A 12948-nucleotide genomic window follows, 5' to 3' on the forward strand; every position below is an offset into this window, starting at 1 on the left:
ACTCGCATCAAGTTCTTAAGAATCATTCATTTGGTAATGGCCGTGGCGGCCGTCACAATCCTTGCGGAGTTCCGGTGGGGCGCCGATGGGGCTCCAGCGAGAAACCTGATCGGAACCCGCGGGGCACTTCCCTCAGGCACCCGCACCGGATAATGCGTGACGGTCAACAAGGCCATTACCGAAAATCATTCGGCTTATCCCGCCCACCATCTTGCTTGGCACGACAAGACAGTGGGCGGCACAGGCTTATGGAAAAGCCTTAGGAGCCGTTGCGCTCGGCGATGATCTCGGCTGCCACGTTGGTCGGAACCTCGGCGTAGGAGTCGAAGATCATGGTGTAGTTAGCGCGACCCTGGGTCCGGGACCGCAGGTCACCCACATAACCGAACATTTCGGACAGCGGCACCCGGGCCCGCACGACCTTTGCACCAGCCCGATCATCCATGGCGCTAACCTGGCCACGGCGAGAGTTAATGTCGCCGATCACGTCACCCATGTACTCTTCCGGCGTGATGACCTCAACCGCCATGAGCGGTTCCAGCAGCACCGGCTTTGCCTTGGCAACGCCTTCCTTCAGGGCCTGGGAGCCGGCCAGCTTGAAGGCCATTTCCGAGGAGTCCACTTCGTGGTACGCACCGTCAAGCAGGGTGGCCTTGATGTTCACCAGCGGGAAGCCGGCGAGGTAACCGTACTGCATGGCGTCCTGAATACCGGCATCCACCGAGGGGATGTATTCCTTCGGCACGCGGCCACCGGTAACAGCGTTTTCGAACTTGTAGATGGCGGACTCGCCTTCTTCCAGCTCGGATGCATCGGGGGCGTACGGCTCCAGGGCAATAATGACCTTGGCGAACTGGCCGGAACCACCGGTCTGCTTCTTGTGCGTGTACTCGATCTTCTCCACCGGCTTGCGGATGGTTTCACGGTAAGCCACCTGGGGAGCACCCACGTTGGCTTCCACCTTGAATTCCCGCCGCATGCGGTCAACCAGCACGTCGAGGTGTAGCTCGCCCATGCCGCCGATCACGGTCTGGCCGGACTCGGAGTCCAGTTCGACGGTGAAGGTCGGGTCCTCTTCGGCCAGCTTCTGAATAGCGATACTCAGTTTTTCCTGGTCGGCCTTGGTCTTCGGCTCGATGGACACCTTAATAACCGGATCCGGGAAGTCCATGGACTCCAGGATGATCTGGTTATTGGTGTCACACAGGGTGTCACCGGTGGTGGTGTCCTTCAAACCGATGAAGGCGTAGATGTTGCCAGCACGGGCCTCGGTCACCGGGTTTTCCTTGTTGGCGTGCATCTGGAACATCTTGCCGATGCGTTCCTTCTTGGCCTTGGTGGAGTTGGTGACCTGAGCACCAGGCTCAACCAGACCGGAGTAGACGCGCACGAAGGTGAGCTTACCGAAGAACGGGTGCACGGCAATCTTGAAGGCGAGTGCTGCAAACGGATCATCCACGGAGGGCTTCCGCACCACAACCTGGGATTCGTCGTTCACGGCATGGCCAGCAACCTCACCGATGTCCAACGGGTTGGGCAGGTAGTCAATCACGGCGTCGAGCAGCGGCTGCACACCCTTGTTGTGGTATGCGGTACCGCACAGCACGGGGTAGATTTCGGAGTTGATGGTCATCTTCCGAATGGCGCCCTTGATTTCGTCGATGGTGAGTTCCTCGCCACCGAAATACTTTTCCATGAGCTCTTCATCGGATTCTGCCACTGCCTCCAGCAGCTTCTCCCGGTATTCTTCGGCACGCTCCACCAGGTCAGCGGGGATTTCCTCGATGACCGGTTCGGCGCCAACGTCAACTTTACCGCGCCAGGTGATGGCGTTCATGTTGATAAGGTCCACCACGCCGTCGAAGGTGTCTTCGGCGCCGATGGGCAGCTGCAACACGAGAGGCTTAGCCCCCAGGCGGTCAATAATGGTTTGCACGGTGAAGTAGAAGTCTGCACCCAGCTTGTCCATCTTATTAACAAAGCAGATGCGCGGCACATCGTATTTGGCGGCCTGACGCCACACCTGCTCCGACTGCGGTTCCACGCCTTCTTTACCGTCGAACACGGCAACAGCACCGTCGAGCACCCGCAGCGACCGCTCCACCTCAACGGTGAAGTCCACGTGACCAGGGGTGTCGATGATGTTGATCTGGTTGTTCTTCCAGAAACAGGTCACGGCAGCCGAGGTAATGGTGATACCACGCTCTTTTTCCTGCTCCATCCAGTCGGTGGTGGAGGCACCGTCGTGGGTTTCGCCCACCTTACGGTTGATACCGGTGTAGAAGAGGATACGCTCGGTTGTGGTGGTTTTACCAGCATCGATGTGTGCCATGATGCCAATATTGCGGACCTTGGTGAGGTCCTTAAGCACTTCTTGAGGTGCCACGATATTCCTATCTGATAGATGATTTCGTGCGTCGAAAAGCTCAAAGCTTTACGACGAATTACCAGCGGTAGTGAGCAAACGCACGGTTTGCTTCAGCCATCTTATGAGTGTCCTCACGACGCTTCACGGAAGCGCCCAAACCATTAGCTGCATCCAAGATCTCATTAGCCAAACGCTCGATCATGGTCTTCTCGCGGCGCTGTCTCGTGAACGTCACCAACCAGCGCAGGGCCAGGGTGTTGGCGCGGGCAGCCCGCACCTCAACCGGCACCTGGTAGGTGGCGCCGCCCACGCGACGCGACCGAACTTCGAACTCGGGCTTGATATTGCCCAAAGCCTTTTCCAAGGTCAGAACCGGATCGGTGCCGGTCTTTTCCTTGCACTTTTCCAAAGCACCATAAACAATACGCTCAGCAACGGACTTCTTGCCGTCCAAGAGCACCTTATTCACCAGCTGCGTCACAACTTCGGAACCGTATACAGGATCCTTGACTACGGGACGCTTCGGAGCCGCATTCTTACGCATTTTAGATTACTTCTCCTTCTTTGCACCGTAGCGGGAACGACCCTGCTTGCGATCACGAACACCCTGAGTGTCGAGTGCGCCACGAATGATCTTGTAGCGCACACCCGGGAGGTCCTTCACACGACCACCACGAACCAGCACCATGGAGTGCTCCTGAAGGTTGTGGCCCTCGCCTGGAATGTATGCGGACACCTCGATGCCAGAGGTGAGGCGCACACGGGCAACCTTACGCAGAGCAGAGTTAGGCTTCTTCGGAGTGGTGGTGTACACACGAGTGCACACACCACGACGCTGCGGAGACCCCTTGAGTGCTGCGGTCTTCACCTTTGCAGTCTTGTCATGGCGGCCCTTGCGGACCAGCTGTTGAATAGTTGGCATGAACCGTCTTTCTATTTTCGGTATTGTGCTTTTATTTTTTGCCTGTCAGACACCGCTAAGACATAGGTCCCTGCCCCATTATCGCTAATAAACAAGCAAAAATAGGGGCTCTTCACCGGGGCCGCTGCCGTGTGTCTTGGTAAGTTTTGAAAGCATTAGCCAATCGACCAAGGCCTTACTTCCAAGCAATACCACCTCACCATAATGGGGGTACTACCAGGCAAAACTTAAAGACTCCCACCACAAACATGTGGGACTATCGGGTAATACTATCTGATACTGACCACTAACGTCAAGCAGGCGAACGCCACCGGATACCACAGCAACCACCAGAAACTCGGCCGCTGCGCTTGCCCCTGGCCGTGCCCAGGGGTGTCCCCAAGGTTGTTCTCCCCCGCCCGGTAGTGCAATAATGCCACCCCCAGTGCCGGGGTAATGAAACACACCGCTCCCAGCATTCCGGCCGTGAGCATCATGGTATTCTCCCGGTCCCGTAAATAGTGAAACATGATGAAAAAGGCGTAAATGACGAGGCCAGCCGGAATAAATGGTAGCCATTGCCCTACCTGAAATATCACCAGCCACGCCAGGCCCGCGAGTACCACCGCGACCTGGATCGGCCACGGCTGGTGCGTGATGAACTTTTCCACCAGAAAACACACCACCAGGGCCCAGGCCAGGTTCGATGGTCGGATCGTGGCGAATCCGAACCATTCCCCGGTCACCACCCGGTCGTAGAACGGTTCGGTGATGAGCGCCAGGGCGCATGTGCCCCAAAGTAGCCGCCACTGGTTGTTAGTTTGGCATTCCTCCAGGTAGAGCCATGCAGCAATGGGGCAGGCGATGAGGCCCAGCAATGCCAACAGCAATTCCGCTCCGACCAGGGGCCCGAAGGTGTCAATGTCGGCCGTTGCCGCCACGCCAGCCGGTATTAGCTTATCAATCCCTAGAGCAATGATAGACAGACTTATGAATATGCCCACCAGGAGCATATAGCGGGTGGTGCTGATGCCGGCACGTCGTTGTTGTTTCACGTCTTCTTACCTTAGGCGAGTTTTCCGAGGTTCTCTTGTCGCCACACAAAGCTGCATCCGTTCTAAGCTGGGGACCTTCGCTGGGCCGGCTGAAATCCCTGGGGTGCGGGCAGCCGTCAGCCGGGTCCCCAGCTTATCTAGTTTGCTACCCCCGCTTTGCGACGGTCCCCAGGGCCGGATCCATACCTTTATCGCCCTGAAACCCCACAAGGCCCCACGCAGCAAATCCGATAAGCTAGGGACCCGTCGCACGACGGGTCCAACACAGGAATTTCCCCAGGAGAAAATCCCCACCCCGGAGAGTCCCCAGCTTAGAAAATATGCTACCGGTCACCGGGGGGAGGGTAGGGCGTCGTAAAGCAAAAAAGCTGCTTATTTCACCAATAAGCAGCTCGTCGGCTACCGGAGAATTTTGCACGACACTGCAACTTTCCCATTCGCCACCGCCCCCCCAAAGTAGCGACTCAACAGCCCACTATCGGGGGCAAAATTCATTACCCCCGAATCAAACTTTATTTCAGAATAGAATGACCGTTTCTATATTAGCCCTTCACGGAGCCGGCCATGGACTCCTGGTAGAACCGCTGCATGAGAATGAACAGGATCACAATGGGGATCGACACGCAAACGGCGCCAGCCGCAAACCGGGCAAACCAGTCCTGAATATATTCGCGTTCCAGCATGCGCCATAGGCCCAGGGAAACCGTGTAGTTATCCTGCGTGCGGGCGATTGCGCGGGCCAGCACGAAGTCCAGCCACGGGATCAGGAAGCCGGTGATTGCCTGGTACACGATCATGGGCTTGACGATCGGCAAAATAATCAGGTAGAACACCTGCCACTTGGAGCAACCGTCCAGGTAGGCTGCCTCATCCAGGCTGGCCGGAATGGTGTCCATGTAGCCCTTCATCATGTAGAAGGTCATGCCTGCGCCGGCCGAATACACAATGATCAGGGCAATGTTGGTGGTGCTGCCGCCCGTAAGCCGCAGAGCCTTGAGGATGAAGTAAATAGCGACCACGGCCATAATGCCGGGGAACATGCCCAACACCAGGGCCGTGTTCATGTAGATGCGTCGGAAGGGGAACCGGAGCCGGGAGAGGCAGAACGACACCAGCAGCACGAAGCTCACGGAAATCACGCAGGTAAAGACCGCAATAATGAACGTGTTCATGAACATGCGCGGGAAGTTCAGCACCTCGGTTTCCGTGAACAACTGCACGTAATTATTCAAGGTGTATTCGGTGGGGAAGAAAGTCTGCTGGTAAGGAGCGGTGTCCTTGTTGAAGCTTTCCAACACCACCCAGACGATGGGCATGACCCAGATAATGGCCAGGATCCCGAGCAGCGCGTGGACTGCGATGTCGGTAATCCGGCGGGATGCGACTTGGTTGTGAAGTTTTGGTTGATTGGCATCGGTGACAACGGCGGCACCCGTGGTTTTGTCGGTCACTGGAATCCCTCCTCATTGCGATACGAGCCGGAACGGCGATAGGTGATGAGGGCAACCGCGCTGAGCACAATGAATGTCAAAATACCGATAACGGCACCCACGTTATAGTCGCCTCGGTCCACCGTGAGTTTATAGAGCCAGGTAATCAATAGGTCGGTCTTACCTGCTGACGCCCCGACGGGGGTTGGGTTACCGCCAGAGAGCATGTAGATCACATTGAAGTTATTGACGTTGGCGGTGAACGTCGTAATCAGGTACGGGGTGGTCACAAACAGCAGGTAGGGCATGGTGATAAACCGGTAGGTTTGCCACCAGGATGCCCCATCCAAGCGGGCGGCCTCGTAGAGTTCACCCGGGATGTTTTGCAGAATGCCAGTGATCTGCATGATGGTGAACGGGATGCCGATCCATAGGTTGATCACAATGACCGTCACCCGAGCCCAGGTGGTATCGGTGAAGAACGGCAGGGGGTCGTTGATAAGCCCGGAGTTCATGAGCAACCGGTTGATAGCACCTTGCGGTTGCAACATGGAGCGCATGACCAGCAGGGATGCGAACTGCGGCACGGCCACGGATAGGGAGAAAATTGCGCGCCACACGTTTTTCCCCACGGTGGTGCGGCGGTTAATCATCATGGCCACGAACATGCCCAGGAAGTAGTTCAGGAAGGTGGCGAAGAACGCCCACACCAGGGTCCAAACCAGCACCCCGACAAAGAGGTTGAGGTTCACAATACCGCCGCTGTTGGAAAGCACCTTACCGAAGTTTTCAAAACCCACCCATTCGAAATACAGAGTATGGCGGGAATCGTAGCTGGTGAATGCCATGGAGATCATGAAGATCAGCGGCAAAATGGTGAACAGCAAAATTCCCAGGGTGGGCAGCGTCATAAAGGTGATGTGCGCATCATCGTTGGTCAGCTGCCGTACATCCTCCTGGAAGTTCCGAACAGTGCCGGTGCGCATCTGCGCTTCTTGGGCCTTGTAGGCGCTGCGGCAGGAGACGGTAGCGAACCAAATCAGGGCGACGAGGCAGCAAATAGCCACCACGCCATAGAGCAATACCACCACCGAGGGCGTGGTTTGGTCGTAATGCCAGTATCCGTCGATTTTTTCTTTCGTTTGCGCACCATTGCTGCCGAGTCCTGGCAATTCCAGGATTTTTTGCAGGCCAATGGTGAAGAACCAGATCAGGGCGGCAATTTCGATGGCGAGGAATATTAATCCCTTGGCCATCTGGCCGCGTTTCATATTGCCAAGACCAAACACTAACAGGGAGAGTTTGGTGTAAATATCGCCGTTCGTTTGAACGGTTTTCAACGTGGAAAGCATGACTTATAGTCCTATAGTCCTCAAATCGTCTTTCGGTTATTTATAAGCCTTGAACCATGCATCAGTCTTTTCTGCAGCGTTCTCCTCGGTGACCTCCCGGTTGAGCAGAGCTCGACCAAAGTTTTCGGCGGGGTCCCAAAAATCGGTCATCTTCTTGATCGTAGGCTGCAAAATGGATCCATTCGTCACCGTTTTAATGAGGGCAATAGCGACCGGATCTGCACTGATTTTTTCATCTGAGGCCAAGTTCTTATCCGCCGGAATCACCCCGTTCTTCTCGTAGTGCACCTTTTGCGATTCCGCAGAGGCGAGGAATTCTGCGAACATGGCGGCTTCCCGGGGATATTTCGTGTGCGGGTTATAGGCAATTGCCTTGGATCCGGCAAACGCCTTCATTTGGGTGTCTTGCCCATCAATGTTGAACATAGGGACCATGGCCACCCCAAGGTTATCGCCCAGGGCTTTTTTGGCGTTTTCGGAATCCCAAGCACCAGAGAACACCACATCCACGCCTTTGCCGAGCGAGCCTAAACCAGCGCCATCATTATCGTTGATGAAATTGGGGTTATTAACCAGTTTGACCAGGTATTTTGTCACATCAACGGCTTTGTCACCGGCTTGGATGCCGGCATTCTCATCGAGACCGTCTTCGCCAAAGAAGGTGGTGCCGGTCGCCGCATAGAAAGCGGGCATGTACCAGGAGTTCGACAGCGGGAAGGAGACTTTGGCTTTCTCCAGCATGAGGTCGAAGGAGTTGACTTCCTCGCTGCTAAGTTTGGATTTGTCGTAGTAGACGAACCAGGTGTTGGGCTCGTAAGGCAGGCCATAATACTGATCGTCGGGCCCCTTGACCGAGTTGAGGAGGCTTTCTTCAGCGTATCCCTTCAACATCGCCTCACCATTGTCGGATAGTTGCCCGACGGCACCCGCGGACATCAGGGTTCCCAACTGGTCATTGGCGAATTGGTAAACGTCGGCGGCGGCAGCGGGGTCTTGCCCCACCGTATCGACAGCGGAATCCGGCGGAACCACGGAGTTGTGCCAGGTGATATTCAGTTCGGGGTGGTCTTCTTCGAACCAGGCCTGCATGGTTTGCAGCCAGGCGTCTTGATTTTTTTGGTCTTCCTGACTGGTCCATACAGTCAGCTCAATATTATTACCGGAGTTAGTGGAACAGGCACTAAGGCTAAGGGAGGCTAGCAGCGCAGTGCCTACTGCCGCTATAACCGTACGCTTCATAAATCATCACTTTCCTTCAGTACGCACTGAAATTTTCACATAGCATTTAGTGATGCTCATTACCAATGATGAGACAGTCAGAATAGATCACATCTTACCCCCATCAATCGTATTATTTAAGACTAATGTCCAAAAAACAGGACAAGAATCACATTCTCTCCCCACCCCTGTTACTTACAACACATTGCGCCCCCGCTTTACGACGACTAAAGCTGGGCCCAAGTCCCCTCTCAACTGCAACAACACCAGCCCCATCTATGCTCACGCTCATCCCCCGCACCACCACCCCCACCACCCCCACCGCTGTCACAGCCGTTTCGGCGGCTCCAGCTCCGGCCACTGATTTACTCCTCCTCACTAAACAATGGTGCGTCCCCCGCCTCGACTACACCAATGCGACCCCCGAACAGCAGCTTGTCATTCACATTCAAGCGGCCACCATTTCCTGCCGAACCGCCGTCATCAGCGGCCTGGCGGCGGCCCTCATCCAGGGCATTCCCACCCTCAACCAAGATCACGACACCCACGTCGAACTGACTCTACCCCACCACCATAGACCCCCTTCCCGCACCCAATGGCCCCTTATTTTTTACTACCGTGACGCCTACCTCCCGCCGGAAGACATCACCAATATCGCAGGCCACCGGGTCACCACCATCCCCCGCACCTTCACCGACATCTATGCCCGACATGGTGAATTGGAAGCATTGGCCTACCTCGAATCCGCCCTCAACCGGGGCCACACCAAGCAGGAATTTCAGGACTACCTCACCACACACCATGGGCAATGGAACACGGTCAAACTCCAGCGCATTCTCGACCTTGCCTGCTACGGCATCGAATCCGTGCAGGAAACCCGGGCCCGCTACGCCATCATCACCCAACTGCCCACGACACTAGTTACCCCACAGGCCGTCATCCCGGTCCCCCACCGCACCATCGTTGGTAGGTGGTCGTTGAAGCGTGTGGATCTCCTACTCGACAATTGGCTGGTTATTGAAATCGACGGACACAGCAAATACATCGGCGCTCCCCAGCACCGGCTCAATATTTTCCAGAACCAAATCCATCGTGACGTCCACATTTCCCGCCACGGCTACCACATTCTCCGCTTCACCCCGGCCGAAATAGCCACATACCTCATCCCCACCATTGCCCGGATCCTCCAACTCCAACCGGCTGCCCCACCAACCAGACACACCGTCTACGACCTGACGGCTACCATCCCCTACTGGTCCCACCAACAATAACGGGAAGATTAGACGGCCTTCCCCTGGGTCACCATGCCTACATAGCCAAATCGCATCTGCTACCACCTATTTTCAGCTGGTAGCAGGTGCGATTTTCCGTGATTAGGCCGTCTCCACCAAGACCTCCCCACCCAAATCCCCGGTAGGCCCTCAGTAGGCCCCCGATAGCAAATCCAATAAGCTGGGGACCCGACTTTCTCCCCTGCCAAGGCGGCATTTCACCAGGGAAAACACCACACCCCGGCGGGGTCCCCAGCTTAGCGGAAGTGCAACCTGGCAGGGGACCTCGCTACATGTCCCTGAACAGGGATTCTGGCCCCTGGGAGACGTCGTAAAGCTAGCTGCAGCAAACCCGATAAGCTAGGGACCTCAACCCCCACCAGGCAAACGGCCAGGGAAAACAGGCGCATCCAGGAAGGTCCCCGGCTTAGCAACTATGCGGCGCCAAGCACGCCCAGCCGGGGCACGGAGAACGGGGAACAGACAGCAGAACCGATAAGCTGGGGACCCGGCTACGGGCGGCGTGTTTGCGCTGGAGCCACATGGCCGCTCCACCAGGTCCCCAGCTTAGAAGAAGTGCAGCCCCGGCAACCCTGGGGTGGCCCTGGGTGGCCTTGGGCAGGGACCGGGTGCATTACCCTGGGAGCATGAGCAACACTCCCCCACCATCAAACCCCGGCCTGGACCTGGAGTCCGAGATCCTCTACCAGATTTATCCCCAGAGCTTTGCCGATTCCAATGGGGACGGCATTGGGGACCTGGCCGGCATCACCAGCAAGCTGGATTACCTCGCTGACCTGGGAATCACCATGATCTGGCTCAATCCGATTTTTGATTCCCCCTTCAAAGATGCCGGCTACGACGTGCGCGACTACTACCGGATTGCGCCGCGGTACGGCACCACGGAAGACCTCGTGACCCTCGTGGAGCAGGCGCACCGCCACGGCATAAAAGTGCTACTCGACCTGGTGCCGGGCCACACCAGTGAGGAGCACGCCTGGTTTCAGCAGAGCGCGCGGCCGGAACCGAACGAATTCTCCGACCGCCACATCTGGACCGAACACGCCTTCGATAATGGGGCGGGTTTGCCATTCATCGGAGGTGAGTACGATCGGAATGGCACCTACATTTTGAACTTCTTCAAGTCACAGCCGGCCCTGAATTATGGCTTTCACCAGCGGAATCGCCCATGGCAGCAGTCACCGGACGCACCGGGACCCATGGCCACTAGGCAGGCCATGGTGGAGGTCATGAAGCATTGGCTCGAACTGGGATGCGACGGGTTCCGGGTGGATATGGCGGATTCGCTCGTGAAGTTCGACACGGAGGACAAGCAGGCGACCATTGCCGTGTGGCAGGATATGATCGGCCGGGTGCGCGCAATGTATCCGAATGCGATCCTGGTGTCGGAGTGGGGCAAGCCCGAACTGGCGCACGAGGCGGGGTTTGATATGGACTTCTATTTGGATTGGGGTGACAACGGGTATCACCTGCTCACCAGGGAGTCCCCGGATCCGTTGGATCGCACGCATGATCGAAGCTTTTTCGCCCAGCATTCCGACACCCCGGCCACCGATTTCATTGTGCAATACGAACCATTGTATCGGCATGGATTGTTTAACATTATCAGTGGGAATCACGACACCCCACGCCTGGCCCCGCGCCTCACCGAGGCCGAACGGATGGCGTTTTTCTTCTTCCTGCTCACCATGCCCGGCGTGCCCACCATTTATTACGGTGACGAAATCGGCATGGAATACGTCAAGATTCCCACGAAGGAGGGCGGATATGCCCGCACGGGGTCGCGCACACCCATGCAGTGGGATAGCACCCAGCCCAACTATGGGTTTTCCACCGCCGCGCCAGAGTCCCTGTATTTGCCGGTTTCCGGCGGTCCGAGCGTCGATAAGCAGCCGCAGTTATTGGCGCTGACCAGGCAGCTTATTGCGATTCGCCGCACCACGCCCGCGTTGCAAGCCAGCGCGCCGCTGGAGTTCCTGCCCACGCCACACCCCCGCCTGCTCGCTTATCGACGCTCCCACCTCACCATTGTTATCAATCCCAGCGCGCAGCCGCTCGACTACCCGGACGCCAATGGCACCATGGTCGCAGGGATCGGCGGGGCTGAGCTCACCGAGGCCGGGCTGCACCTGCCGCCCACCGCCGCTGCGATTGTTGATACAGATAAATAGTCTGACCTATCCGCACCACTGCCACGGCCCATTCCGTGGCTATTTTCATATGAAAAGCCCTTTTGCTACATTAATAAACCCTCATACTCCAAGCGTGTTGCAGATTTGCTAATTCGCCGTGACCAAGGATAACGAACAAATAAACATTCATAGAGATCATTTCGGTATATTTTAATTCTTTCATGATTCTGTACTTTATTTCCCCTAGTTACTAGCGTGGAAAGTGGATAACCTCACCGATTAATCTTTGTATTAATCTCGGTGAAAAATATTTACCGACCTGTTACACAATAGTTTTTGAGGAATAACGATCATTATGAGTGCTACCGGTTTTACGGACTCCCTCGCGGGCCCTAGCCTAGTTCCGCCGGCACGCCACATTAATAAAATGGTTTTTCCTATGAACGGCGGGGGTTTATGACCGATGCGTATCGCTTACGTTAGTGTCGACCCCGGGGTGTCGGTCTTTGGTCCGCATGGTGCCAGCGTCCACATCCAAGAAATTGTGCGCGAATTTGCAGCTCAGGGGCATGAGGTTACCATTTTTACTACCCGGCGCGGGTTCGACCTGGTTTACGAACGGTATTCGCTATTCAACACGGTGATTGCGGAGGTAAATCAGCCCGGCGTATTGGAGGTGAATTCGCCGCTGTTGGATCTGCAGCGGGCACACCGGGACGTGGTGGATTATGTGATTTGGGCGGCCGCGGTGGCCCAGGAGCAGTGGCAGTTGCGGATTGTGGGGGATGGCCCGCAGCGGGTGCCGTTGATGGACTTAGCGCAGAAATTGCGTGTAGATGCGGATTTTCGGGGCGCGGTGAGCCCTTCGGAGATTCCAGGACAGTTGCGAGGTTCGGCGATTGGGGTTGCGCCGTACCCGGAAACAGTGTCCGCGCATCATTATTTTTCCCCATTGCAGGTTTATGAGTATTTAGCCGCGGGTCTGCCGATTGTGGCTTCAAATATTGGGCAGATTCCGCACGCGGTGGGGGACGCCGGGGTGCTGGTTCCGGGCTCTAATGCCAGCGCCCTGGCTCAAGCTTTGGTGAGCCAGTCGCGGGGTATGTCGGGGTGGCGCCGGCATATAGGGCATAGGGGGCATAGAGGGTGGCATATGCGGGGTACGGCGTCATGAGCTAGCCGAACCTTTTCATCGCCACC

The 12948-nt window shown here is 56.4% G+C and carries 10 protein-coding genes; 3 read left to right on the forward strand and 7 right to left on the reverse strand.

Annotated features, from left to right (window positions below):
• Nucleotides 1–259: 259 nt before the first annotated feature.
• From fusA to HBA49_RS10285, 7 genes are all read right to left on the reverse strand, one after another.
• The gene (fusA, locus tag HBA49_RS10255) at nucleotides 260–2386 is read right to left on the reverse strand and encodes an elongation factor G (RefSeq protein ID WP_005524554.1); all 2127 of its coding nucleotides are present in this window, start codon (nucleotides 2384–2386) and stop codon (nucleotides 260–262) included.
• 58 nt (nucleotides 2387–2444) lie between these two features.
• Nucleotides 2445–2912 carry a 30S ribosomal protein S7 gene (gene rpsG, locus HBA49_RS10260; protein WP_005519602.1) on the reverse strand — a complete coding sequence of 156 codons (468 nt, stop codon included), beginning with the start codon at nucleotides 2910–2912 and terminating at the stop codon, nucleotides 2445–2447.
• A gap of 6 nt (nucleotides 2913–2918) precedes the next feature.
• Nucleotides 2919–3290 carry a 30S ribosomal protein S12 gene (gene rpsL, locus HBA49_RS10265; RefSeq protein ID WP_005519601.1) on the reverse strand — a complete coding sequence of 124 codons (372 nt, stop codon included), beginning with the start codon at nucleotides 3288–3290 and terminating at the stop codon, nucleotides 2919–2921.
• Nucleotides 3291–3559: 269 nt separating this feature from the next.
• On the reverse strand, nucleotides 3560–4324 hold the full coding sequence (locus HBA49_RS10270; RefSeq protein WP_005524173.1) for a hypothetical protein: 765 nt from the start codon (nucleotides 4322–4324) through the stop codon (nucleotides 3560–3562).
• A gap of 542 nt (nucleotides 4325–4866) precedes the next feature.
• Nucleotides 4867–5694: a sugar ABC transporter permease gene (locus tag HBA49_RS10275; RefSeq protein ID WP_225866062.1), complete on the reverse strand. Its 828-nt coding sequence runs from the start codon at nucleotides 5692–5694 to the stop codon at nucleotides 4867–4869.
• Nucleotides 5695–5771: 77 nt separating this feature from the next.
• Nucleotides 5772–7106: a carbohydrate ABC transporter permease gene (locus tag HBA49_RS10280; protein ID WP_005523918.1), complete on the reverse strand. Its 1335-nt coding sequence runs from the start codon at nucleotides 7104–7106 to the stop codon at nucleotides 5772–5774.
• A gap of 36 nt (nucleotides 7107–7142) precedes the next feature.
• Nucleotides 7143–8345 (reverse strand): extracellular solute-binding protein, encoded by a 1203-nt coding sequence (locus tag HBA49_RS10285; RefSeq protein ID WP_005524705.1) that lies wholly within the window; start codon nucleotides 8343–8345, stop codon nucleotides 7143–7145.
• Nucleotides 8346–8602: 257 nt separating this feature from the next.
• Here HBA49_RS10285 and HBA49_RS10290 point away from each other — a divergent pair, with 257 nt between their 5' ends.
• The 3 genes from HBA49_RS10290 to HBA49_RS10300 all read left to right on the forward strand — a co-directional run bounded on the left by HBA49_RS10290 (nucleotide 8603) and on the right by HBA49_RS10300 (nucleotide 12922).
• Nucleotides 8603–9595, forward strand: a complete 993-nt coding sequence (locus HBA49_RS10290) for a hypothetical protein (protein WP_005524025.1) — start codon at nucleotides 8603–8605, stop codon at nucleotides 9593–9595.
• Nucleotides 9596–10242: 647 nt separating this feature from the next.
• The gene (locus tag HBA49_RS10295; RefSeq protein WP_040431313.1) at nucleotides 10243–11787 is read left to right on the forward strand and encodes an alpha-amylase family glycosyl hydrolase; all 1545 of its coding nucleotides are present in this window, start codon (nucleotides 10243–10245) and stop codon (nucleotides 11785–11787) included.
• A 424-nt stretch (nucleotides 11788–12211) separates the two neighbouring features.
• The gene (locus tag HBA49_RS10300) at nucleotides 12212–12922 is read left to right on the forward strand and encodes a glycosyltransferase family 4 protein (protein WP_005524150.1); all 711 of its coding nucleotides are present in this window, start codon (nucleotides 12212–12214) and stop codon (nucleotides 12920–12922) included.
• The last annotated feature ends 26 nt before the right edge of the window (nucleotides 12923–12948 follow it).

This window comes from Corynebacterium matruchotii, assembly GCF_011612265.2.
Classification (GTDB): Bacteria; Actinomycetota; Actinomycetes; order Mycobacteriales; family Mycobacteriaceae; genus Corynebacterium; species Corynebacterium matruchotii.

What these genes read in the sequence shown, in the direction of transcription:
- rpsG (WP_005519602.1), bottom strand. Translation starts at nt 2,912, where the DNA reads ATGCGTAAGAATGCGGCTCCGAAGCGTCCCGTAGTCAAGGATCCTGTA.
- rpsL (WP_005519601.1), bottom strand. Translation starts at nt 3,290, where the DNA reads ATGCCAACTATTCAACAGCTGGTCCGCAAGGGCCGCCATGACAAGACT.
- HBA49_RS10280 (WP_005523918.1), bottom strand. Translation starts at nt 7,106, where the DNA reads ATGCTTTCCACGTTGAAAACCGTTCAAACGAACGGCGATATTTACACC.
- HBA49_RS10285 (WP_005524705.1), bottom strand. Translation starts at nt 8,345, where the DNA reads ATGAAGCGTACGGTTATAGCGGCAGTAGGCACTGCGCTGCTAGCCTCC.
- HBA49_RS10290 (WP_005524025.1), top strand. Translation starts at nt 8,603, where the DNA reads ATGCTCACGCTCATCCCCCGCACCACCACCCCCACCACCCCCACCGCT.
- HBA49_RS10295 (WP_040431313.1), top strand. Translation starts at nt 10,243, where the DNA reads ATGAGCAACACTCCCCCACCATCAAACCCCGGCCTGGACCTGGAGTCC.
- HBA49_RS10300 (WP_005524150.1), top strand. Translation starts at nt 12,212, where the DNA reads ATGCGTATCGCTTACGTTAGTGTCGACCCCGGGGTGTCGGTCTTTGGT.